Below are 22,447 nucleotides of genomic sequence, written 5' to 3'. Positions count from 1 at the left end.
GGAGGAACCCGTTATTGGGCCCTCGACCGGCCCAACGTGCAGACGATTCCTCGTTGTAGGGGGGCGCGCTCGGCGCGCCACGGAAGACTTTACAGACGATCTGGCCTGTCGAGCCCGCGCGCCCACTATTGCCAAATACCTAACGAGGTAAGGCCGTTACCGCGCCGCAGTGTGTAGATTCCTGGTCGAGTCTGTGCGTATCGCAGCCGGAGGCGCCCCTGCTTCTACGCTGGATCCCCACTGTTGTGGGGAGGGCGGAGCGAGTGCAACGGGGCGGTACGAACAACGAGTTCCACAATGCGAAGGCCGAAGTCGTCTTCATGATGCGGGACATGCATATCGGTGGGGCCTCTGGCCACTCCGCCCCCGCCGTGGACGGCTGGGTGGACCTGGCCGTCCGTTCGACGGCGTGGCGCCATGTACCGCCCGACCGCGACGCGTCCTTCTTCCGCGAGCGCGTCGCCGAGACCGTCGCGGCCCTGGCCCGCCTCCGGGGCGAGGCGGAACGCGAGCTCGCCGACGACCCTTGGCGGGACGACGGCGTCGTCCCGCGCTTCGCCGAGAGCGTGGAGTGGTTGCTGGGAGAGCCGGGGCCCGAGTGCCGGCTCGACCTCTACCCGGCGGAGGCGGCCCTGCTGGTCCTGATGCCGTTCGTGTACCGCGTGCAGACCCTGCGACTGGCGGCTGCCTTACGAGCACGGGTCGACCCGACACGCCTGGACCGGCACCCCGGGCCGGGCCACGAGCGCGCGTCGTTCGAGGTGTTCGCCGAGGGGCACGACCTGCTCGTCAAACGAGCCCTCCAGCACCCCCATGCAGCGGCAGCGGAATCCATCGGCTGGTGGCTGTTCCACCGATGGCTGGCGCTGCGGGAAGAGTTCTCGGACGCGGCGACGGTCCGGACGCTGTGGGAGGCGGTCGGCGCCCCGGCCGACGCGCTGGGAGAGGCCCTGGAGCCCCGCCGGATCTGCCGGCTCCTCCACGGCCTCCGCCGCGGCCCCGACGTCTGCAACCGCGAATACCTCGACGAACTCCCCGCCGACGACGCCGTCGGCGTACGCGGCGGTGGCCCCCAGCGCATCCGCGACCAGCGACTCGCCCTGTTCCTGGCCCTGGCCCACGGCGCGAGCCGTGAGATCACGGCCCTGCCGCAGATCGTCGTGGAGCACCTGGGCATCCCCCACCCCGTGGACCTCGACCAGTTGCGACGCACGCTGGAGAAGTCCCGCTGGGGCGGCTCCCACGACCTCCCGGTGCTCCACGCCGAGTGCCATCACGAAGCCGTCATCGAGGGCCTCCGCGCCTACACGGACCGTACGGACGGCCTCCTCGCGGCCGTTCGCCGCACCGTCCGCGAACGTGTCACCCAGCCCCTGCCCGCCCTCCCGGCCCGCCTGTCGGCGGACGGGGTGACCCCGGCGGATGGCGTCTTCACCGGCTGGGCGAGCTTCCGTCTCGACGAGCGCCGCGTCCGCGACCTCCTCATGGGCGTCCAGCTCTACCGCGACCGCGACCTCGCCATCCGTGAGCTCTACCAGAACGCGCTGGACGCTTGCCGCTACCGGCGGGCCCGGACGGAGTATCTGGACCGGACGGGGGACGCCTCGTACGCGTACGACGGCCGGATCGAGTTCGAGCAGGGTGTGGACGAGGGCGGCCGCGAGTACGTCGAGTGCCGGGACAACGGTGTCGGCATGGGGGAGTCGGAACTGCGCGGGGTCTTTTCGCAGGCGGGCTCGCGATTCGTGGATCAGCTGGACTTCAAGCTGGAGCGGGCGGGGTGGGCGGAGGCTGTTCCCCCGGTTGAGTTGTTCCCCAACAGCCGTTTCGGTATCGGCGTGCTGAGCTATTTCATGCTCGCCGATGAGATTCGGGTTACCACGTGCCGTATGGGTGCGCGGGGGCGACTGGGGCCGCTGCTCCGGGTGTCCATTTACGGGCCGGGGCACCTGTTCCGTATCGAGCGGTTGAAGGAACGGGGAGAGGAGGCGGGGACGCGGGTTCGGCTCTATCTGCGGGATGGCGATGCGCGGGGCGATCGCCGCTGGTCGTGCGTTTCCGTGCTTGGAAGAGTGCTGGGGATCGCGGAGTTCCCGACGGAGGTTCGCCATGGCGAACGGGTCAAGACGTGGGAGCGCGGTCGGCTGGATGCGAGAAAGGCACCGGACAGGGAGCGCTTCGGGCTGAACGCCCACGGGGTGATGGTCGAGTGGGCGGAGGCTCCCGACGGCGTGCAGGTGATCTGGTGCGAGCACGGGGGCGGGCTGCTCGTGGACGGGCTGGTCGTCCAGCCCGAGATCCGGCGGGGTGTGCTGTCGATGAACGGCGATTCCGGGTTGGACGGGGTAGTGGTGAACCTCTCCGGCGAACACGCTCCGGGGCGCCTTTCAGTCGACCGGTCCCGGGTTCTGGACGAAGTGTCCGGGCCGTTACGGGGCATCCTCGGGCAGGCGCTGCAATCCCTGCTGGCGAGTGACGAAGCGCTGCCGTCCTATGAGTGGATCTGCCGCCTGGCCGTTTCGAGTGTGCAACTTGCCGACACCGTCACGGCTGCGGCCGTCGCAGCCGGCCGGGTGCTGGAGTACCGAGGGTGCCGAATCGACATGGGCACGGCAGGGTGTCTCTCCGCCGACCTGAAGTTCCTTCCGTTGGGGACCTTCGGGGAGAACGATCGGAGGGACATGGTGAGGGACCTTCCGTGGCTGTACCTCTTCGGCGACGCTCCCGACCACGTCCTGCTGTGGCGGATTGCCGCTCATGGCCCCAACGCGGCTCTGACCCTGCTGGAGGAGGCGTGCCCGGAACTCCGGGGTGTGCGGAACGTACGCCCGGCCCTGCCGTCCGATCTCATGATGCTCACCGAGCCGGGGTCGACGCGCGATTTGAGGCACTGGGGTCTCGGCAGGTCGTGGCGGATTCAATTCCTCGAACAGTGCGTCGAATTCGCCGATGCCCTCGGCACCTCCTGGGAAACCGCTGCCCGGCGCTCCGCCGAGCTCGGCATGAGAGCTCAGGACCGGTACGTGACGGTGCAGGAACTACTGGACACGGCCCGTCTCATGGGTGCGGGGGTCGAAGAGGCCGCCGAACGCTGGAGAGGTATGGCTGTCCCCGTCGGAGACACAGCCGTGGCACTCGCCAGGGCAGCCGATCACGACGTCTTGGTGCGCAACGACCCGGGAGCCGAACGCGACTCGACGGGGTGGCTCGACCCCGACCAGGTCGTACCCCCGGGGCACATCGCCAAGGCGAGCCGGGTGCTCGGCATCACGGTCCCCGAAGTGTGCGACAGGCTCGCCGCGTACGGGCTGAGATGCGACGCGGCGGGTCTGCCGGACCGTCCGGATTCCAGAATCACGGCCTTGCTGAGCGAGGGGGCGAATGGAGAAGCGCCGTGGCGTGACCTCGCGGACCCTGTGGCTCCGGGCCGGGTGCTCCAGAACGCCGCGAAGCTGGGCATCAGCCCGGCACAGATGCTGGCGGAGCTCGCCTATTTGGGCTTCACCATGCCGTCGGTGTTTCCCGACGATGCCTGCCCCGATGACATCGAGTTGTTGAGCGACATGCGGGGAAATCTGCGCCCGGGCAGAGGAATCTTCTACGACCATCTGCTGAAGTCCACCGATCGTTCGCCTCGTGAACGGATCGAACGACTGAAGGCCTATGGGTTCGACATCCGCCTGAAGCTGCCCACCGCGCCCACGCGTCTGGACGAAGAGCTCTTGTCGAACGAGACGCTGTGGTTGGGATTGAACACGGCCGAGCCGGTCCCCTTCGCCCACGTCGTGGGCGCGGCGGCGGTATTGCGCACCGAGCCGGGTGAGGTCGTCTGGTATCTCCAGGGGTACGGTGTCGAACTAGGACGACAGAGCCTGCCGGAAGGGCTGACCTTCACCGAAGCCGTCAGGCTGATCAAGCGGGACGAACGCGACGGAATCGCCCAGTTCGGCGATTTCACCGGGTACCTGGACATAGACCAGGGCAACGGTCTCGACCGCATGCTCCAGAAATCACTCCGGCTGGGCCGTCCCCTGACCCAGGTCGCTACTTGGCTCCGGGAGCTGGGCTTCCCGGTCGCCCCCGTGGACGAGACCATCCGAGCGGCGCTCAGCCGCGTCCCCCGCGCCTGATCCCCGCCCGCACCCGGTCCGCGCGGGCCCGTACGTACGCCTGCTCCTGCGGGCTCGGCTCCCGGACGTCCACGCCTTCCCGGCAGACGCGGCAGAGTCCGCCGGAGAGGGCCTCCGGGCGGCCCGGGGTACGGCAGGAGGTGCACTCCATGATGCGGCGGCCTGGTGTCCGAGACGGGGGTGGCTCCGGCGGCATCTTCTCCGCGAGACGCGTTCGGGTGATGGCGGCGGGGGAGTGGACGGGGGACGGGAGGCCGGCGGTGAGGGTGGCGATGAGCTGGGCGGGTGGGATGCCCCGTGCCAGCCATTCCGCCGCGAGGGGTTCGAGGTCGGCGCAGTCCTTCGCGGAGAGGGCGAGGCGGGCGTCGGTGAGGCCGAGGGTGGCGAGGGCGACGTAGGCGGGGGAGCGCTGCGGCTTCGCGTCGGGCTGCGGCTCGTCGCCCTCGTTCAGCCAGCGCTCCCACCACGCGTCACTGCGTGCCGTGCGAGAGAAATACGTGCGGAAGACCCACTGCGTGGTGTCGTCACCGGCGGGTTCGCGGATACGGCGGAGATGGCCCGCCTCGGAGAGGTTGTTGAGGGCGGTGCGGATGGCCTGCTGCCCGTAGGGCAGCTCCTTGGCCAGCGTCTTCGCGTCCATCGCGGCGCCGTCGGGGAGGCGGTCGATGTGGGAGGCGATGTACGCCTCGCGGGCGGGGAGATGGGCGAAGGTGTGCGGGTCGCGCGGGGCCTGGCCGGGGGCGGAGCGTTTTCCGTAGCCGGGGGAGGCCATGGGGGGAGCGGAGGGGCGCGCGTCGGCGCTAGTGTTGGCGATAGCCATGAGATCGACGTCCTTCGATCTTGTTGGTCAGACCCCCGTTCGGTGTTGGTAGCACCAGCGGGGGTCGCTTGTTGCTGCGCACGCTACACGGCGAGCGCGCAACGTCGCGACTCGGTTGCGGAAAGTCATCCGGGTGTGCAACAGGCAGGGAGGGTGGGTGGGTTGTGCCCACCTCCCATTCCTAAGAGATGGCGCTCGAATCCCGAGTCCCGAAGCTCGGGTGGTGCAGGAACGTTCCCCAGGAGGCCCTGGGGACGGATATTCGGGGGCTGTCGTCGGACCCGAGCTTCGAGTCCCGGACGTGGACGGCGTGCGGGGAGGTGGCGACCTCCACGCATTCACTGCCGTCGTCACCGCTGAAACTCGACTTGAACCACTTCATTGCGTGTCTGCCAATTCCTTGATGAAGCTTGCTGATTCGTCCGGGCTCATGGCCAGCTGAGTGATGCGCGCCAGCCTCTTTGCTGCCTTGCTGACCTTGTCCGGCTCAGCGGTCAAGGCGGAGGTCAGTTGCCCTTCCTCGTAGGCGAAATGCTTGTGCTCCGGTGTCTCCAGCAGGATCAGCGAACCCTCGTTGCCGATGGGGGCGCGATCGAAGCGAAGAGCCTGGATCGTCACGTTGCGGCGCTCGCCCGCTGCCAGCAGATGGCGCAACTGCCGCTGGTGCTCTTCCCTGCTTGCGATCGGGTGCCGGAGAGCGGGTTCTCCGATCACGTAGCTGAACACTCGCTCTTGCTTGTCCAGCAGAGCCTGGCGCTTCATCCGGTTCGCGATACGCACCTCCACGGTTTCATCGTCGAGCGGTGGCCAGCAGTTGCTGATCTGCTCTCGCGCGTACTCCTCCGTCTGAAGCAGCCCGGGGATGCGCATGGGCTGGTACGAGCTGATGGCGATCGCCTCCGCCTCGTACAGCATGTAGTCGTAACTGCGCTCCGGAAGCTGCTCCGGCTCCAGGTACTTCTCCGCCGCCCGCAGCAGCCCGTTCGCCCCGCACAGTTGATCGGCGATCCGCAGCAGATGCACTGCGGGCCTCCGCCGCCCCTGCTCCACCGACGCGATCGTCTCGCAGCCGTATCCCGCCTCCTTGGCGAGTGTCTCGCGGCTGACTCCGGCCAGGTTCCGCCAGAGCTTGATCTGGTCGCCGCAGTACTGCCACGCCATGGGCCGTGGGCGCGTGTACGTCATTGGATGCGTCCTCCCGTACTCCCGTCGCTACCGCATACGACGATCCCAGGCCAGCGTGGTTTCGGCCTCGGGAGCAGGAAACTTACGCATCATGGCTCACCCGGGCCCCGATAACGGCCGTAGGCCTCGACATCCCACTGAAATACACAAAAGTCCTGTTTGAGCCACCTTGACGGGCGGCAGCATGGTGATGTGGAGGGGAACCCGAATCCGCCCGCCCCGCTGCCCTATCCACGGGGCTGGTTCTGTTTGAGCTCGACCCGTGAGCTGAAGGCCGGCGCGGTGTCCACGCGTCGGCTGGCGGGGGAGGACGTCGTCCTCTACCGGACCCGCGGCGGCCGGGTGCGCGCCATCCGCGCGCACTGCCCGCACCTCGGGGCCCATCTGGGCCATGGCGGCACGGTGGACGGTGAATACCTCGTCTGCCCCTTTCACCGCTTCGCCTACGGCCCGGACGGCACGTGCCGCCGCACTCCCTACGGGCCGCATCCGCCGGAGCTGTCACTGACGTTGCTGCCGGTGTGCGAGGTCAACGGCATGATCTGCGTCTGGTACGACGAGACGGGCGCGCCGCCGGACTGGCAGCTACCGGAGCTGCCGAAACCGGGGTTCAGTACTCCGGTGCACCGCACCCTGCAAGCCGACACCCACCCCCAAGAAGTGGCGGAAAACATCTCCGACTACGGGCACTTGGGCCCGATCCACGGCTTCGTGGACACGAAGGAGCTCGTCACCGAGAGAACGGACGGCCCGGTCCGCACGGCAAAGGTACGGGCCCGACGCAGCCTGCCACTCATCGGGATAGTTCCCGTGGACTACGCGGTACGGCAGTTCGGGCTGGGGCTGGTGCTGGCCGAGGCGGAGATCCCGGCGCTCGGGGTGTCGGTGCGGATGTGGGTGAATCCGACGCCGACCGGGCCCTGGCGGACGCAGTTCCGCGTCTTCGTGGGCTGTGCGATCACGGTGCCGTGGGCGATCCCATGGCGCCTCCGCGAACCACCCATCGCCGTCGCGTCCGACATCCTGGCCCGCTTCGGCCTCATCTGGCTCACGCACGACGTCCGCAAGGACATCACCATCTGGCACAACAAGCGTTATCTCCCCCACCCCCGTCTTCAGCACGGCGACGGCCCCATCGGAGAACTCCGCCACTGGGCCCGCCAGTTCTACGCGACGGCGGAAAGGTGACGCAGGGCTGTTCAGACCTCGATCAGGCTGCGGAGATCGATCTCGATGGGGAAGGGGACGTCGGTCTTGAGGATGCCGGTGTGTGTGGGGCGCTCGGACCTGGGGGTGTAGCGGTCCTCCTCCTGACGCCGCAGGTACTCGTGAACGACAGGTAGGTCGTCCTCGCCGCGCTCGATGCGCCAGTAGTGGTCGATCTTTGCGCCGGCGTACAGGGCGGGCTTGTAGAAGCGGTCCTCAGTGCGCGAGCCGGGAGAAACGATTTCCACCGCAAGAACGACTCGGTCGACGGGGATGCAGTCCAGCGTGCGGACGTCGAGTCCGCTCTTGTCGAACAGAACGATGTCAGGTTTCGGGACGTTCTTTTCGTCGAAGAAGACCCACTGCTCGCTATTGATCATCAGCGATTCGGGTTTGGTGCCCCGGAGCCGGTAGTACAGCTCGTCCCGGACCACTTGGTGCCACCACTTGTTTACCCCTCGAACCACGATCTTCCCGCCCAGTAGTTCCCAGTCGCACGGCAGGACCAGCTCCTTCACCTGGTCGTACGTCCAGCCGTCCGCCGGCGGGTACATCCAGTTCTCCGGCGTGGCTCGCTCCGGCTGCTCACACCTGGCTTCTGCGGCCATCACTGCTCCCATGAATCGAATCGTGGGCGGGCTCGGGGGCACATGCCCCATATCCGAAGGTAGTGCCACCCGTCAGGGTGACGACGGACCGTTTCTCCGACTCGCGGCGCCCCGCGACTTGCACCTCACGTCACGTGAGCCCTCACCGTGGAGCGTGCAAGGAACGAAAGGAGCGGAGCCATGAGCTACTCCGTAGGGCAGGTCGCCGCCCTCGCCGGCGTGACCGTACGGACGCTGCACCACTACGACGAGATCGGCCTCCTGCCGTCCGGCCGCAGCCACGCCGGGCACCGGCAGTACGAGGATGACGATCTCGACAGGTTGCAGCAGATCCTGTTCTACCGGGAGCTCGGGTTTCCGCTCGAGGAGGTGGCGGCGCTGCTGGACGACCCGGACGCCGATCCGGCCGAGCACCTGCGGCGGCAGCACGAGCTGCTGACCGGCCGGATCGACCGGCTCCAGCGGATGGCCGCCGCCGTGGAGCACGCTATGGAGGCGCGAAAGATGGGCATCAGGCTCACCCCCGAGGAGAAGTTCGAGGTCTTCGGAGACTTCGACCCCGACGCACACGAGGCCGAGGCCGAACGCCGCTGGGGCGGCACCGACCCTTACAAGGAGTCGCAGCGCCGGGCCGCCTCGTACACGAAGGAGGACTGGCTGCGGATCAAGGCCGCCGCCGACGGGCTGAACGCGCGGATCGCCGCGCTGATGGAGACCGGCGCGGCGCCGGAGTCGGCGGAGGCGATGGAGCTCGCGGAGGAGCACCGGCGGCAGATCGGCGAGTTCTTCTACGACTGCTCGTACGAGATCCACGCCGGGCTCGCGGAGATGTACGTCGCGGACGAGCGGTTCGCCGCGACGTACGAGGCGATCAGGCCCGGCATGGCCGCCTTCCTGCGGGACGCGATCCTCGCGAACGCGATCCGCCGCAGCTGATCACGCGTGTGATCACGCGTGCGGGGAGATCACCACGGCCGTGCCGTAGGCGCAGACCTCGGTGCCGACGTCGGCGGCCTCGGTCACATCGAAGCGGAACATGAGCACGGCGTTGGCGCCGCGCGAGCGGGCCTGCTCGATCAGTCGCTCCATGGCCTGGTTGCGGGTCTCGACCAGGGTCTTGGTGAGCCCCTTGAGCTCACCGCCGACGAGGGACTTCAGGCCGGCGCCGATCTGGCTGCCGATGTGACGGGAGCGCACGGTGAGGCCGAAGACCTCGCCGATGACACGGTCGACCCGGTAGCCGGGCACGTCGTTCGTGGTGACCACCAGCACGTCCTGGGACTGCTGACCGCCGCCGTACTCCTCGATGCCCATGCATCCACCTCCGTATACGTGTGCAGTTTTGCCGTTCGTCGTTCGGGACGCACGCCGGGGCGGCCGGGTTGCGCTGTTCAGGTGCACGCGGAACGTAACGGCACGTGAGCGGGCGTGCGCGCCCGGGGGTGGGCGCCCGGGGGCCGTCTGGAACCGGGGTCGTCGTGGGCGCGTTGGTAACCTCGGGCGGCACACCGCCTCCCCCGCCTGTGCCCGGGCCTCGCAACGAGCCTGCGCCCTCCACCCAGGAGACCGTCAACAGTGACCCCCACCACTCTCGCGCTCGGCCCCCAGTGGCTGGACTCGGACTACCTGATCGGCCAATTCGGCCTGTGGGGCGTCCTGGCCATCGTCTTCGCCGAGTCGGGCCTGCTCATCGGCTTCTTCCTGCCAGGAGACTCGCTGCTGTTCACGACCGGTCTGCTGGTCACGACGAACGCGCTGAAGTATCCGCTGTGGGTGGTGTGCGCCCTGGTGATCCTCGCGGCGGTCCTCGGCGACCAGGCCGGCTATCTCTTCGGCCGCAAGGTCGGTCCCACGCTCTTCAAGCGGCCGGACTCGAAGCTCTTCAAGCAGGAGAACGTCGAGAAGGCCCATGAATTCTTCGAGAAGCACGGGCCGAAGTCGCTGGTCCTGGCCCGCTTCGTGCCGGTGATCCGGACGTTCACGCCGATCATCGCCGGCGTGAGCCGGATGAACTACCGCTCGTTCCTCATCTTCAACGTCATCGGCGGCGCCCTGTGGGGCGGCGGGGTGACGCTGCTGGGCGCGGCGCTCGGGAAGATCGAGTTCGTTCACAAGAACATCGAGCTGATGCTGGTCGCGATCGTGCTGATCTCGGTCGTGCCGATCGCCATCGAGTTCCTGCGTGCGCGGTCCAAGTCGAAGAAGGAGGCCGCTGCCGCAGCGGAGGAGGCGAAGTCGGCCCCGTCGGCCCCGGCGGCTCCGGCCGCGCCGTCGGACGAGTACGAGGACTGGGGCGGGTTCGGCCTGGGCGAGCAGCGCGGTGACGACGGTTACGGCCAGGGCCACGGTCAGGGACATGGTCACGGCCAGGCTCAGGGGGGTCCCGGCGGCGGGTACGGGAACCAGGGCGGTCACGGTGGCCAGGGCGGTGGCTATGGCAACCAGGGGGGCTACGACAACCAGGGCGGCTACGCCGGGGCCGGTGGCTACGGTGGCCAGGGCGCGTACGCCGGCCAGGGGGGTTACGGCCAGCAGGGCGGCTATGGGGCGCAGGGTGGCTACGGCGGCGGGTACGGCCAGCCCCAGCCGTACCCGCAGCAGCAGCCCCAGCCGTACCCACAGGCCCAGGCGTACCCCCAGTCCCAGCCTCAGCCTCAGTCCCAGCCGTACCCCCAGCAGGGCCAGCCGTACGCCCAGGGCCAGTCCTACCCTCAGGGCCAGGGCCAGCCTCAGCCCCACCCCCAGGGCGGCTACGGCGACAACACCTACGGATACGGATACGGCTACGGCAACGGCCAAGGCCACGGCGACTACGACGACGGCCAGGAGCACAACTACCGCCCGCAGCGCTGACGCGCGTCGTCAGGCAGCAACAGGAAGGTGCCACCCGACCGGGTGGCACCTTCCCGTCGTTAACGGCACATTAGGGAACCGTCAGGGAGTTCGTCGCTCCGTTTTTCCCGCCCCCGGTGCGCGGGCCCATCACCCTGCATGCATCCTGGCGGTAACAGGAGGGACGCACCGAGGAGTACGTGGTGGTGGAACGCCAGCGGGGCAGCGGTAGCGGTACGACGAAGCCGGACGGTGACCCCGACCGGGGCACCGAGGACCGCAAGCCGCAGTCCGACGAAGCGCACAGCGCCTTCACCCCGCCCCTGGGCGTCCCCCTGCCGGCCCCGCCGCCCGAGGACGACCACCCCACGTCGGAGTTCGCCCTCCCCAAGGGCGTCGTCAAGGGCGTCGGCAAGGGCGTCGGCAAGGGCAAGAGCCCTGCCGAGAGCGCCACCCCGTTGTACCCCGCCTACACCCCTCCGTACGGCATACCCAAGGTCAGCCTCACCAAGGAGGCGCCCTGGCAGGACCGGATGCGCACGATGCTGCGGATGCCGGTCCTGGAGCGGCCGGTGCCCGAGCGGCCGGAGAAGCACGCGGAGGAGCCGGGGCCGCCCGTGCCGCGCATCCTCGACCTGACGCTGCGCATCGGCGAGCTGCTGCTCGCGGGCGGTGAGGGCGCCGAGGACGTGGAGGCGGCGATGTTCGGCGTCGCGCACGCGTACGGGCTGGCGCGCTGCGAGCCGACCGTCACGTTCACCCTGCTGACCGTCAGCTATCAGCCCTCGCTCGTCGACGACCCCGTCACCGCCAACCGGACGGTGCGCCGGCGCGGCACGGACTACAACCGGCTGGCGGCGGTCTTCCGGCTCGTCCACGACATCACCACGCAGGGGCTGTCGATGGAGGAGGCGTACGGGCGCCTCGCCGAGATACGCCGCAACCGTCACCCGTACCCCAGCTGGGCGCTCACCCTCGCCTCCGGGCTGCTGGCGGGTGCGGCCAGCCTGCTGGTGGGCGGCGGGCTCGTGGTGTTCCTGGCGGCGGCGGCCGGGGCGATGCTGGGCGACCGGCTGGCGTGGCTGGCGTCGGGGCGGGGGCTGCCGGAGTTCTACCAGTTCGTGGCGGCGGCGATGCCGCCCGCGGCGATGGGTGTGGCGCTGAGCGCCACCGGTACGCCCGTCCAGGCGTCGGCGGTGATCACGGGTGGGCTGTTCGCCCTGATCCCCGGACGGGCGCTGGTCGCGGGCGTCCAGGACGGGCTCACGGGCTTCTACATCACGGCGGCGGCGCGGCTGCTGGAGGTCGGCTACCTCATCGCGGGCATCGTCTGCGGTGTGCTGGTCGTGCTCTACGGGGGCGTGCACGTCGGCGGGAAGACGCTGAACCCGGAGGCGGCGCTGGTCCACCGGGAGCGGCCCGTGATCCAGATCGTGGCGGCGATGCTGCTGGTGTTCGCGTTCGCGCTGCTGCTCCAGCAGGAACGTCACACCGTGCTGCTGGTCACGCTCAACGGCGGCGTCGCGTGGGTGGTCTACGGGGCGCTCGCGGACACGGCGGGGCTGGACCCGGTGCCCGCCACGGCGATCGCGGCCGGGCTCGTCGGCCTCTTCGGCCAGCTGCTGTCGCGCTACCGCTACACCTCCGCGCTGCCGTACGTGACGGCGGCGATCGGCCCGCTGCTGCCGGGTAGCGCCACGTACTTCGCGCTGCTGAACTTCGCGAAGAACGAGATGAACACGGGCATCTCCTCGATCACCAAGGCGGCGGCACTGGCGCTGGCCATCGCCATCGGGGTGAATCTGGGGAGCGAGATGTCCCGGATGTTCCTGAAGGTCCCGGGCGAGGGGGCGGTCCGCCGAGCGGCGAAGCGGACGCGCGGCTTCTGAGCCGGTAGCGCCCCGAAGGGGCGCGGGGAACTGCGCGACCAGCCACGCACGGCCCGCAGCCGCATGACCTCGCTTCGGCACCGCCGGGCTGCGCCGCGCGGGCTGAGCGCCGCGGGGGCTTGCCCCCGGGTACGCCAAAACCGCCGCGGCGGCGATCAGCCACCACGGCGGTGTCCGGCGGTGCCGAGCCGGCGTCAGGCCGGTCCGTTCACCAGGTGCACGTCAGTGCTCAGTGGTGGGCCCCACCCGACGCCTCGAGGCGCTTGTAGGACGCCTCGATCTCCGCCTCGGCCTCCGCGCGGCCGACCCAGTCCGCGCCCTCGACGGACTTGCCCGGCTCCAGGTCCTTGTAGACCTCGAAGAAGTGCTGGATCTCCAGGCGGTCGAACTCCGAGACGTGGTGGATGTCACGGAGGTGCTCGACGCGCGGGTCGTTCGCCGGGACGCACAGCAGCTTGTCGTCGCCGCCGGCCTCGTCCGTCATGCGGAACATGCCGATGGCGCGGCACTTGATGAGGCAACCGGGGAAGGTCGGCTCGTCGAGAAGAACCAGCGCGTCCAGCGGGTCGCCGTCCTCGCCGAGGGTGTTCTCGACGAAGCCGTAGTCGGCCGGGTAGCTGGTCGAGGTGAAGAGTCGGCGGTCCAGACGGATGCGACCGGTCTCGTGGTCCACCTCGTACTTGTTCCGCGAACCCTTCGGGATCTCGATGGTGACGTCGAACTCCACGGGTGGCTCCTTCTGATCAACACATACGTCTGGTGATTAAGTGTCCCCCACGCAGGAGTGTGGTGGCGAAAGGGGCTGGTCCGTGGTGCCGCAGGCCGGACGCCGGCAGGTCGGATGGTGGCGGGACGCCTCTCGCGAACAACGGCGAACCGTGCGGTTCGCCGCGGTGTCCGCCGTGGCCGGCCTGGCGCTGGCGACCGGCGCGGTGACGGCCGCCGGGCCCTGGGACGGGGGTCAGCGTAAGGCCGAACGGGACCTCGCCGCTGCCGCGGCACGGCCCCAAGACGCCCGTCACGCCGACGGCGAACGCGCGCCGGGCGCCGCCCCGGCCGTGCTCGCGCCCCTCCCGAAGGCCGGGAAGCGCTCCGCCGACGGCCTGGCGGAGGCGCTGGAGCCCCTGCTGAAGGATTCCGCGCTGGGTTCCGACCACCCCGCGGCCGCGGTCGTCGACGCCACGACCGGGGAGCGGCTGTACGGCGTGGGGCAGTCGGACGCGTACACCCCGGCCTCCACGATCAAGCTGGCCACGGCGGCCGCCGCGCTGTCGGCGGTGGGGCCGGAGCGCCGTATCGAGACGACCGTGGTGGCCGCGGGCGGTGACGGCGTCGTCCTGGTGGGCGGCGGCGATCCCACGCTCACCGCGGCCGGCCTCGGCGACCTGGCCGACGCCACGGCCCGCGCGCTCAAGGCGCGCGGTGCCACCGGCAAGGTGAAGCTCGCGTACGACGTATCGCGCTACTCCGGCCCCGTGCTCCACACGATCGGGCTCAACGACAACATCGCCCCCGTCAGCCCCCTGATGGTCAACGAGGGGCGCCTCGACGACTCCGAGCGGGGGCCGGCCGACCGTACGGCCGAACCGGCGGCGGACGCGGCCCGGAAGTTCGCGGCGCTGCTGCGGGAGAAGGGCGTGGAGGTCGACGGCGAGCCGGGGGAGGGGCGCGCGGACGGCAAGGCGGCCCGGCTGGCGTCGGTGGCGTCCCCGCCGGTGTCCGCGCTGGTGGAGCGCATGCTCACCAACAGCGACAACGACATCGCGGAGGCGCTGGCGCGGCAGACCGCGCTCGCCTCGGGCAAGCCGGCGAGCTTCGAGGGCGCGGCGCAGGCCGTCACGGAGCGGCTCGCGGCGCTGGGCCTGCCGATGCCGGCCGTCCACATCGCCGACGGCAGCGGTCTGGACCGCGCGGACCGCGCGTCGGCGGAGTTCCTCGCCCTGCTCTTGGCCCGGGCGGCGGAGCCCGGCCGTCCGGCCCTGCGGCCGGTCCTCACGGGCCTGCCCGTGGCGGGCTTCAGCGGCACCCTGCGCGACCGCTACCCGCGCGACGCGGCGGGCCGCGCGCTGGTACGCGCCAAGACGGGCACGCTGACCGGGGTGAACACGCTCGCGGGGACCGTCGTCACGCCCGGGGGACGGCTGCTGGCCTTCGCCTTCCTCGCCTCGGGGACGACGGACGCGGACGCGGCGCAGCGGGCGCTGGACCGCGCGGCGTCCGCCTTGGCGGGGGCGGGTTCGGCACCGCCGGGGTCCGGGGCGTAGCCCCGGGAAACGGAGAAAGGGCGGGACCGGGGCCCACTCCCGCCGCGACGGCGCGCAACCCCCACCTGCCGGCCCGGCGGTGCCGAACCGGCCGCGAGCCCCCGCCCGTAAGGCGGCGGAAAGCCCTCCACCCAAGCTGTGCGCAGCACGTACCGTGAAGGCATGACGAGCGTCGGTGGTACGGAGATGGTCGACTGGAAGCTCGCGGTGGCGACCGCGACCCGGCTCGTACGGCCGGGGCCCGAAGTCAGCCGGGACGAGGCGCGCGACGTGGTCGCGGAGCTGCGCCGGCACGCGATCGCGTCGGAGGAGCACGTCCGGGCGTTCACCCGGATGACGCACCCCGAGGGGAGCGGCGGTCCGCAGCCGCCCGTCCTCGTCGTCGACCGCGCGGGGTGGGTCAAGGCGAACGTCGCCGGTTTCCGGGCCCTGATCGGCCCGCTGCTGGCGAAGATGCAGGACAAGCGGGCGAACGCCCCGGCGGGGGCGGTGCTGGGCGCGGTCGGCGGCAAGGTGACCGGCGTGGAGCTGGGGATGCTGCTGTCGTTCCTGGCGTCCCGGGTGCTGGGCCAGTACGAGACGTTCGCGCCGGTGACGCGCGACCTGCCGGGCTCCCCGGCCGGTGGTGGCCGGCTGCTGCTCGTGGCGCCGAACATCGTCCAGATCGAGCGCGAGCTCGACGTGGCCCCGCACGACTTCCGGCTGTGGGTGTGCCTCCACGAGGAGACGCACCGGACGCAGTTCACGGCGGTGCCGTGGCTGCGGGACCACATCGAGGGGGAGATCCAGGGGTTCCTGGGGGAGACGGAGGTCGATCCGGCGACGCTGCTGGAGCGGGTCCGGGAGGCGGCCCAGTCGCTGGCGGGCGGCCGGCCCCCGGTGGACGGGGACGAGCCCGGCGGCCGCAGCATCGTGGAGCTGGTCCAGACGCCCGCCCAGCGGGAGATCCTGGCCCGGCTGACGGCCGTGATGTCGTTGCTGGAGGGCCATGCGGACTATGTGATGGACGGCGTGGGGCCGCAGGTCGTACCGACCGTGGCCGAGATCCGGGAGAAGTTCCAGAAGCGGCGGGCCACCGGTGCCGGGCGCCTGGACGCGGCGCTGCGCAAGCTGCTGGGCCTGGATGCCAAGCTGCGGCAGTACCGTGATGGCGAGCGGTTCGTACGCGCCGTGGTCGACGAGGTCGGTATGGATGGCTTCAACCGGGTCTGGACGTCCCCGAACACGCTGCCGACCAAGGCCGAGATCGCCAAACCGGCGGACTGGGTCGCACGGGTGCACGGACGGTCCGACGGGTGATTCCGTACACCCCCGTCACGCCCTGCTACCGGACGAACGCTCCCGTAATCACCCTTCCGAGGGACCGTGTGCCAAGGGTGGGCGTGCGATGCTCGGGTAAAGGCTCGTCTCTGTCACCATCGACGCACACAGCGTGACGGATACTCGGAGTCGGCAAGGCCCCGGCGCCGGCTCCGGCACCCCCTCCCATGGAACGATTGGACACACGGACATGGGTCCACACCCCGCGGTCGCGGCGATACGCCTGGCGGTCCGCCGCGTTCTCCACGACGTTCTCCACGACGTCCTCACCCTGGCCCCCACCACCTCCTCGGCCGCCTCCTCGCCCTCCTCGCCCCAGGGCGCCGGCGAGCCGCCGCTCGTGCTGGTGGCCTGCTCGGGTGGCGCCGACTCCATGGCGCTCGCGTCCGCCCTCGCCTTCGAGGCCCCCCGCCTCGGGGTCCGGGCCGGTGGCGTGACCGTCGACCACGGCCTCCAGCAGGGCTCCGACCTCCGCGCCGCCGAGGTCGTCAGCCGTCTGACCGCCCTCGGCCTCGACCCCGTCGAGGCCGTCCGGGTCGACGTCGGCCGGGAGGGCGGCCCCGAGGCCGCCGCCCGCGACGCCCGCTACGCCGCGCTGGACGCCGTCGCCGACCGCCACGGCGCCGCCGCGATCCTGCTCGGGCACACCCGTGACGACCAGGCCGAGACGGTGCTGCTGGGCCTCGCCCGGGGCTCCGGCATCCGCTCGCTGTCCGGCATGGCCACCGCCTCCGGCGTCGGCGGCCGCTACCGCCGGCCCTTCCTGGGCCTGGACCGGCAGACGGCCCGGAAGGCCTGCATGGTCCAGTCCCTGCCCGTCTGGGACGACCCGCACAACGTCGACCCGGCCTACACCCGCTCCCGGGTCCGGCACGAGGCGCTGCCGGTCCTGGAGAAGGCGCTCGGCAAGGGCGTGGTGGAGGCCCTCGCCCGGACGGCCCAGCTCTCCCGTGACGACGCCGACGCCCTCGACTCCTGGGCGGCCGCCGTGGAGCCGTCCGTGCGCGACGACTCCGGCGATCTCGAGGTGGCCAAGCTCTACGCCCTGCCCCCCGCCGTGCGCCGCCGGGTGCTGCGCCGGGCGGCCATCGCGGCGGGCTCCCCCGCCGGTTCGCTCTTCGCCCGGCACCTGGAGGAAGTGGACCGGCTCATCACCGGCTGGCGCGGTCAGGGGGCCATCAACCTCCCCGGGCGCGTCGCGGTTCGCAGGCAGGGTGGCAGACTGGTCCTCCGGCAGGGCTGATGCGAGCGGGGCGGAGCGCGTCTCGCGGGCCCGACAAGGTCGTGAACGAGCGAGAGTGGCGCGGGTGGACGAGAAGGACATGGGCACCGATCTGAAGTCGGTGCTCATCACCAAGGAAGAGATCGACGCGAAGCTGGCCGAGCTGGCCGCGAAGATCGACGCGGAATACGCGGGCAAGGACCTGCTCATCGTCGGCGTCCTCAAGGGCGCCGTGATGGTGATGGCGGACCTGGCTCGCGCCCTGTCCACCCCCCTCACCATGGACTGGATGGCCGTGTCCTCCTACGGCGCGGGCACCCAGTCCTCCGGTGTGGTCCGCATCCTCAAGGACCTGGACACCGACATCAAGGGCAAGCACGTCCTGATCGTCGAGGACATCATCGACTCCGGCCTGACGCTGTCCTGGCTGCTGTCGAACCTGGGCTCGCGCGAGCCGGAGTCGCTCAATGTCGTGACGCTGCTGCGCAAGCCGGAGGCGGCGAAGGTGGCCATCGACGTGAAGTGGGTCGGCTTCGACATCCCCAACGAGTTCGTCGTCGGCTACGGTCTCGACTACGCCGAGAAGTACCGCAACCTGCCCTTCGTGGGCACGCTCGCACCGCACGTCTACGGCGGCTGAGCACGCTCCGTCATGGAGCCGGTACCCCGGCGCCGGGAACCCAACCCGGTTTCCCGCCGTTGGAGCATGCGAGGGCGGTTTTGTTGACCGTCCGCGGCGGCGTCGGGTGACAATGCTGGGGTACCGTCCGAAGGTCAGTCTTTTCAGGCTTCGAATCAAGCCTTTCAAAGGTCGAGCAGGACACCGCATGCACAGGCACCTCATTCCGGGGTGACCGTGCCTCACTGTGGCAGGAGGGACGGGGCGCCGAGCGCCCCGTATGGATGGACGTGAAGCGCTACTTCCGTGGGCCGGTCATGTGGATCGTGCTGGCCGTCCTCGCCGTGGTCGTGTTGATGCAGGTCGTCGGCTCGTCCGGCGGCTACAAGTCGGTGGACACCAGCCAGGTCGTGCACGCGATCGACAAGAACCTGGTGAAGTCGGCCGAGCTGACGACCGGCGACGAGAACAAGATCAAGATCGAGCTGATCAACGGCCAGAAGATCAAGGGCTCCAGCAAGGTCCAGGCCAACTACATCGGCGACCAGGGCGTGGAGATCTCCAAGGACCTCCAGGCCAAGGCCGATGACGACGACCCGAAGACGCTGCCCGAGGGCTACAACGTCTCGACGTCGAAGCAGAACCCCTTCGTCGGGGTGCTGCTCTCGCTGCTCCCCTTCGTCCTGATCGTCGTGGTCTTCCTGTTCCTGATGAATCAGATGCAGGGCGGCGGCTCCCGGGTGATGAACTTCGGGAAGTCCAAGGCCAAGCTGATCACCAAGGACACCCCCAAGACCACCTTCGCCGACGTGGCCGGCTCCGACGAGGCCGTCGAGGAGCTCCAGGAGATCAAGGAGTTCCTCCAGGAGCCCGCGAAGTTCCAGGCCGTCGGCGCCAAGATCCCCAAGGGTGTGCTGCTCTACGGCCCGCCCGGTACGGGCAAGACGCTCCTCGCGCGCGCCGTCGCCGGCGAGGCGGGCGTCCCGTTCTACTCGATCTCCGGCTCCGACTTCGTCGAGATGTTCGTCGGTGTGGGCGCCTCCCGCGTCCGCGACCTCTTCGAGCAGGCCAAGGCCAACGCCCCGGCCATCGTCTTCGTCGACGAGATCGACGCGGTGGGCCGCCACCGCGGCGCCGGTCTCGGCGGTGGTCACGACGAGCGCGAGCAGACGCTCAACCAGCTGCTCGTCGAGATGGACGGCTTCGACGTCAAGGGCGGCGTCATCCTGATCGCCGCCACCAACCGCCCGGACATCCTGGACCCGGCGCTGCTGCGCCCGGGCCGTTTCGACCGGCAGATCGCCGTCGACCGTCCGGACATGCAGGGCCGTCTGGAGATCCTCAAGGTCCACCAGAAGGGCAAGCCGGTCGCGCCCGACGTCGACCTGGCCGCCGTCGCCCGCCGCACCCCCGGCTTCACCGGTGCCGATCTGTCGAACGTGCTGAACGAGGCCGCCCTGCTGACGGCCCGCAGCGACCGCAAGCTGATCGACAACCACATGCTGGACGAGGCGATCGACCGCGTCGTGGCCGGCCCGCAGAAGCGGACCCGGATCATGAGCGACAAGGAGAAGAAGATCACCGCGTACCACGAGGGCGGACACGCCCTGGTCGCGGCGGCTTCCCCGAACTCCGACCCGGTCCACAAGATCACGATCCTGTCCCGGGGCCGCGCGCTCGGCTACACCATGGTCCTGCCCGACGAGGACAAGTACTCCACCACGCGCAACGAGATGCTCGACCAGCTGGCCTACATGCTGGGCGGCCGCGCGGCCGAGGAGCTCGTCTTCCACGACCCGACCACGGGCGCGGCCAACGACATCGAGAAGGCCACCGCCACGGCCCGCGCGATGGTCACCCAGTACGGCATGACCGAGCGCCTCGGCGCGATCAAGTTCGGCTCCGACAACTCCGAGCCCTTCCTGGGCCGCGAGATGGCGCACCAGCGGGACTACTCCGAAGAGGTCGCCGGGCTGGTCGACGAAGAGGTCAAGAAGCTCATCGAGACCGCGCACAACGAGGCGTGGGAGATCCTCGTCGAGAACCGCGACATCCTCGACAACCTGGTTCTGGCCCTCCTGGAGCGGGAGACGCTGAACAAGGAGGAGATCGCCGAGATCTTCCGGCACGTCGTGAAGCGCCCGGCCCGCCCGGCGTGGACCGGCTCCTCGCGCCGTACGCCCTCCACCCGCCCGCCGGTGCTCACCCCCAAGGAGCTCGCCCCCACCAACAACGGGGCCGCCCCCGTCGACACGGTGGAGCTCCACAAGGACAGCCCCGCCACTCCGGAGAGCTGAGCCCCCCGGGCCTGCGAAGGGCCCGGAATGGATGCCGCGTCACCCAGGTTTTAGCCTTGGGGGCGCGGCATCGCGCATATGCGCGCGGTCCGAGGTGCTCCGCAGGGGCCGCACACGGCGCGACGTACGAGAGAACGAGGCAAGCCCATGACCGACCCGGTGACGCTGGACGCCGAGGGCTCCATCGGCGAATTCGACGAGAAGCGGGCCGAGAACGCCGTCCGCGAGCTGCTGATCGCGGTCGGTGAGGACCCCGATCGCGAAGGCCTGCGGGAGACCCCGGCCCGGGTGGCCCGGGCGTACAAGGAGATATTCGCCGGCCTGTGGCAGGAGCCGCAGGACGTGCTGACCACCACCTTCGACCTCGGGCACGACGAGATGGTGCTGGTCCGGGACATCGAGGTGTACAGCACCTGCGAGCACCACCTCGTCCCGTTCCACGGTGTGGCGCACGTCGGCTACATCCCCTCGACCAGCGGCAAGATCACGGGGCTGTCGAAGCTGGCCCGGCTGGTGGACGTCTACGCCCGCCGCCCGCAGGTGCAGGAGCGCCTGACCACGCAGATCGCGGACTCCCTGATGGAGATCCTGGAGCCGCGCGGTGTCGTCGTGGTCATCGAGTGCGAGCACATGTGCATGTCCATGCGGGGCATCCGCAAGCCCGGCGCCAAGACGCTGACCTCGGCGGTCCGCGGCCAGCTCCGCGACCCCGCGACGCGCGCCGAGGCGATGAGCCTGATCATGGCGCGCTAGCCCCGGATACGAGAAAGGGGCCCGCCTACGGACGGGCCCCATCAGGGGCGCGGGGAACTGCGCGATCAGCTACGAACGACCCGCAGTCGACGACGCACCCGGAAATGCCGTTAGGCGCTGAGCCGGCTGCCCATCCACTTGAGCGTCGGGTTCAGCTCACGCCGCCACGTGTTGAAGTTGTGGCCACCGCTGTCCAGGACGATCGACGAGACCCGCGTGGGCGACTTCGCCGCCATGTCGATGAACTTCATCGTGTCCTTGTAGTTGTGCTCGCCCTTCTTGCTGGTGGTCACCAGCAGCGAGACGGGCGGCAGGTCCTTGTGCTTCAGACGCCACAGCAGATCGTTCTCGTTCTCCAGCTGCTTGCTGCCGCCGAAGAGGGAGCCGGTCGTCGGGTCCTGCGGGGCCTTGTAGTAGCCGGAGAGCGAGGCGGCCGCGCTGTACGCGTCGGGGTGGCGCATCGCGATCTTCAGCGCGCAGTAGCCGCCGGTGGAGTCGCCGATCATGCCCCAGTTCTTGGCCTTGTCGCCGACGCGGTAGTGCTCCGATATGGCCTTGCGCAGATCCTTGGCGAAGAACGTCTCGGTCTGCGGGCCGCCGGGTATGTCCATGCACTCGGTGTCACGGGGCGGGGCGACGGTGGGACGCATCATCACCAGGATGGTGGGCTGCATCTTCTTGTCCTTGGCCAGCTTGTGCGCCCGCACCGGGTAGTCCAGACCCTGGATCAGCGCCTCGGCGGTGCCCGGGTAGCCGGTCAGCGCGACGGAGGCGGGAAAGGTCTTGTTGGCGTACTGCGGCTGGAAGTACTCCGGGGGCAGGTAGACGTACGCCGGGCTGGAGATCTTGGACTCCACGCCCACGATGTTGATCTTCTCGATCTTGCCGCCGACCCGGGGCACATTGCCGCGCGGCACCTTGACCTGCTGGGCGCTGACCACCTGCACCCGCTTGGCCCCGGCGCTGTGGTCGACGACCACGCCCTCGTTCTTGACCTGGCCGAAGAGGTCGGCCCAGGAGCCGTAGAAGCCGAAGGACTGGTTGGCCCAGAGGCCGATCGCCGCGAACAGCGACAGCTGTGTGGCGATCATCATGCCCACGCGGGCCAGAACGGAGCCGATGCCCTTCTTGCCCAGGCGGGGCCAGAGCCAAATGGTCAATGCGAACAGCACGACCGCAGCCACGATGGCAATGATCAGTACTGCCATGCTGGTGAGACCCATGAGGTGCTTTCTGCCGAGCGCCCCGGCGCGCCGGGTCGCGGAATGGTTACTTCTTCCCGGGCTCGGCCCCCCACGGAAC

At 69.9% G+C, this 22,447-nt stretch carries 18 protein-coding genes; 11 read left to right on the top strand and 7 right to left on the bottom strand.

What is annotated here, in order from left to right; translation table 11 throughout:
- The first annotated feature begins 332 nt into the window (after positions 1–332).
- A complete protein-coding gene (locus tag ACFYZR_RS26865) occupies positions 333–4,130 on the top strand; it encodes an ATP-binding protein (RefSeq protein WP_391914607.1) in 3,798 nt (1,265 codons plus the stop codon).
- Here the strand turns inward: ACFYZR_RS26865 and ACFYZR_RS26860 are convergent.
- The 3 genes from ACFYZR_RS26860 to ACFYZR_RS26850 all read right to left on the bottom strand — a co-directional run bounded on the left by ACFYZR_RS26860 (position 4,108) and on the right by ACFYZR_RS26850 (position 6,135).
- The gene (locus ACFYZR_RS26860) at positions 4,108–4,950 is read right to left on the bottom strand and encodes a hypothetical protein (protein ID WP_391914605.1); all 843 of its coding nucleotides are present in this window, start codon (positions 4,948–4,950) and stop codon (positions 4,108–4,110) included. The genes ACFYZR_RS26865 and ACFYZR_RS26860 overlap by 23 nt on opposite strands.
- A gap of 181 nt (positions 4,951–5,131) precedes the next feature.
- Positions 5,132–5,332, bottom strand: coding sequence for a DUF397 domain-containing protein (locus ACFYZR_RS26855; RefSeq protein WP_391914603.1), 201 nt, complete (start codon positions 5,330–5,332; stop codon positions 5,132–5,134).
- Positions 5,329–6,135, bottom strand: coding sequence for a helix-turn-helix domain-containing protein (locus ACFYZR_RS26850; RefSeq protein WP_391914601.1), 807 nt, complete (start codon positions 6,133–6,135; stop codon positions 5,329–5,331). The genes ACFYZR_RS26855 and ACFYZR_RS26850 overlap by 4 nt, the downstream gene beginning before the upstream one ends.
- 249 nt (positions 6,136–6,384) lie before the next feature.
- Here ACFYZR_RS26850 and ACFYZR_RS26845 point away from each other — a divergent pair, with 249 nt between their 5' ends.
- Positions 6,385–7,323, top strand: coding sequence for a Rieske 2Fe-2S domain-containing protein (locus ACFYZR_RS26845; RefSeq protein WP_391914599.1), 939 nt, complete (start codon positions 6,385–6,387; stop codon positions 7,321–7,323).
- 11 nt (positions 7,324–7,334) lie between these two features.
- Here the strand turns inward: ACFYZR_RS26845 and ACFYZR_RS26840 are convergent, their stop codons facing one another.
- Positions 7,335–7,961 carry a Uma2 family endonuclease gene (locus ACFYZR_RS26840; protein WP_391914597.1) on the bottom strand — a complete coding sequence of 209 codons (627 nt, stop codon included), beginning with the start codon at positions 7,959–7,961 and terminating at the stop codon, positions 7,335–7,337.
- Positions 7,962–8,129: 168 nt separating this feature from the next.
- On the opposite strand from ACFYZR_RS26840, the gene ACFYZR_RS26835 reads away from it, so the two are divergent.
- Positions 8,130–8,885: a MerR family transcriptional regulator gene (locus ACFYZR_RS26835; protein WP_391914595.1), complete on the top strand. Its 756-nt coding sequence runs from the start codon at positions 8,130–8,132 to the stop codon at positions 8,883–8,885.
- A gap of 12 nt (positions 8,886–8,897) precedes the next feature.
- Here the strand turns inward: ACFYZR_RS26835 and ACFYZR_RS26830 are convergent, their stop codons facing one another.
- Complete coding sequence (locus ACFYZR_RS26830) at positions 8,898–9,263, bottom strand: YbjQ family protein (RefSeq protein ID WP_229353900.1); 366 nt, start codon at positions 9,261–9,263, stop codon at positions 8,898–8,900.
- Between the two features lie 261 nt (positions 9,264–9,524).
- On the opposite strand from ACFYZR_RS26830, the gene ACFYZR_RS26825 reads away from it, so the two are divergent.
- Together ACFYZR_RS26825 and ACFYZR_RS26820 are read left to right on the top strand one after the other, a co-directional pair.
- A complete protein-coding gene (locus tag ACFYZR_RS26825; protein WP_391914593.1) occupies positions 9,525–10,802 on the top strand; it encodes a DedA family protein in 1,278 nt (425 codons plus the stop codon).
- A 185-nt stretch (positions 10,803–10,987) separates the two neighbouring features.
- Positions 10,988–12,670 (top strand): threonine/serine exporter ThrE family protein, encoded by a 1,683-nt coding sequence (locus ACFYZR_RS26820; RefSeq protein ID WP_391914758.1) that lies wholly within the window; start codon positions 10,988–10,990, stop codon positions 12,668–12,670.
- A 229-nt stretch (positions 12,671–12,899) separates the two neighbouring features.
- Here the strand turns inward: ACFYZR_RS26820 and ACFYZR_RS26815 are convergent, their stop codons facing one another.
- Complete coding sequence (locus ACFYZR_RS26815) at positions 12,900–13,397, bottom strand: inorganic diphosphatase (protein ID WP_126915332.1); 498 nt, start codon at positions 13,395–13,397, stop codon at positions 12,900–12,902.
- A 151-nt stretch (positions 13,398–13,548) separates the two neighbouring features.
- On the opposite strand from ACFYZR_RS26815, the gene dacB reads away from it, so the two are divergent.
- The 6 genes from dacB (at position 13,549) to folE (ending at position 21,145) form a co-directional block, all read left to right on the top strand.
- Positions 13,549–14,934: a D-alanyl-D-alanine carboxypeptidase/D-alanyl-D-alanine-endopeptidase gene (gene dacB / locus ACFYZR_RS26810; RefSeq protein ID WP_391914591.1), complete on the top strand. Its 1,386-nt coding sequence runs from the start codon at positions 13,549–13,551 to the stop codon at positions 14,932–14,934.
- A gap of 162 nt (positions 14,935–15,096) precedes the next feature.
- Positions 15,097–16,233 carry a zinc-dependent metalloprotease gene (locus ACFYZR_RS26805; protein ID WP_391914589.1) on the top strand — a complete coding sequence of 379 codons (1,137 nt, stop codon included), beginning with the start codon at positions 15,097–15,099 and terminating at the stop codon, positions 16,231–16,233.
- A gap of 211 nt (positions 16,234–16,444) precedes the next feature.
- On the top strand, positions 16,445–17,497 hold the full coding sequence (gene tilS / locus ACFYZR_RS26800; RefSeq protein ID WP_391914587.1) for a tRNA lysidine(34) synthetase TilS: 1,053 nt from the start codon (positions 16,445–16,447) through the stop codon (positions 17,495–17,497).
- A 79-nt stretch (positions 17,498–17,576) separates the two neighbouring features.
- The gene (gene hpt, locus ACFYZR_RS26795; RefSeq protein WP_126918123.1) at positions 17,577–18,116 is read left to right on the top strand and encodes a hypoxanthine phosphoribosyltransferase; all 540 of its coding nucleotides are present in this window, start codon (positions 17,577–17,579) and stop codon (positions 18,114–18,116) included.
- Between the two features lie 263 nt (positions 18,117–18,379).
- The gene (gene ftsH / locus ACFYZR_RS26790) at positions 18,380–20,392 is read left to right on the top strand and encodes an ATP-dependent zinc metalloprotease FtsH (protein WP_391914585.1); all 2,013 of its coding nucleotides are present in this window, start codon (positions 18,380–18,382) and stop codon (positions 20,390–20,392) included.
- Positions 20,393–20,539: 147 nt separating this feature from the next.
- Positions 20,540–21,145, top strand: a complete 606-nt coding sequence (folE, locus tag ACFYZR_RS26785; protein ID WP_311614908.1) for a GTP cyclohydrolase I FolE — start codon at positions 20,540–20,542, stop codon at positions 21,143–21,145.
- Between the two features lie 110 nt (positions 21,146–21,255).
- Here the strand turns inward: folE and ACFYZR_RS26780 are convergent, their stop codons facing one another.
- Positions 21,256–22,368, bottom strand: a complete 1,113-nt coding sequence (locus ACFYZR_RS26780; RefSeq protein WP_391914582.1) for an alpha/beta hydrolase — start codon at positions 22,366–22,368, stop codon at positions 21,256–21,258.
- Positions 22,369–22,447 lie beyond the last annotated feature (79 nt).

Origin of the sequence: Streptomyces sp. NPDC001678, from assembly GCF_042892945.1 — a bacterium.
Lineage (GTDB): Bacteria > Actinomycetota > Actinomycetes > Streptomycetales > Streptomycetaceae > Streptomyces.
This window is presented reverse-complemented; position numbering and strand designations above follow the sequence as displayed.

Bases quoted from the DNA above. Each gene is read 5' to 3' on its own strand.
- ACFYZR_RS26830 (WP_229353900.1), bottom strand. From the start codon at position 9,263: ATGGGCATCGAGGAGTACGGCGGCGGTCAGCAGTCCCAGGACGTGCTG.
- ACFYZR_RS26850 (WP_391914601.1), bottom strand. From the start codon at position 6,135: ATGACGTACACGCGCCCACGGCCCATGGCGTGGCAGTACTGCGGCGAC.
- ACFYZR_RS26780 (WP_391914582.1), bottom strand. From the start codon at position 22,368: ATGGGTCTCACCAGCATGGCAGTACTGATCATTGCCATCGTGGCTGCG.
- folE (WP_311614908.1), top strand. From the start codon at position 20,540: ATGACCGACCCGGTGACGCTGGACGCCGAGGGCTCCATCGGCGAATTC.
- ACFYZR_RS26860 (WP_391914605.1), bottom strand. From the start codon at position 4,950: ATGGCTATCGCCAACACTAGCGCCGACGCGCGCCCCTCCGCTCCCCCC.
- ACFYZR_RS26865 (WP_391914607.1), top strand. From the start codon at position 333: ATGCATATCGGTGGGGCCTCTGGCCACTCCGCCCCCGCCGTGGACGGC.
- tilS (WP_391914587.1), top strand. From the start codon at position 16,445: ATGGGTCCACACCCCGCGGTCGCGGCGATACGCCTGGCGGTCCGCCGC.
- ACFYZR_RS26805 (WP_391914589.1), top strand. From the start codon at position 15,097: ATGACGAGCGTCGGTGGTACGGAGATGGTCGACTGGAAGCTCGCGGTG.
- ftsH (WP_391914585.1), top strand. From the start codon at position 18,380: ATGGACGTGAAGCGCTACTTCCGTGGGCCGGTCATGTGGATCGTGCTG.
- hpt (WP_126918123.1), top strand. From the start codon at position 17,577: ATGGGCACCGATCTGAAGTCGGTGCTCATCACCAAGGAAGAGATCGAC.
- ACFYZR_RS26840 (WP_391914597.1), bottom strand. From the start codon at position 7,961: ATGGGAGCAGTGATGGCCGCAGAAGCCAGGTGTGAGCAGCCGGAGCGA.
- ACFYZR_RS26855 (WP_391914603.1), bottom strand. From the start codon at position 5,332: ATGAAGTGGTTCAAGTCGAGTTTCAGCGGTGACGACGGCAGTGAATGC.
- ACFYZR_RS26835 (WP_391914595.1), top strand. From the start codon at position 8,130: ATGAGCTACTCCGTAGGGCAGGTCGCCGCCCTCGCCGGCGTGACCGTA.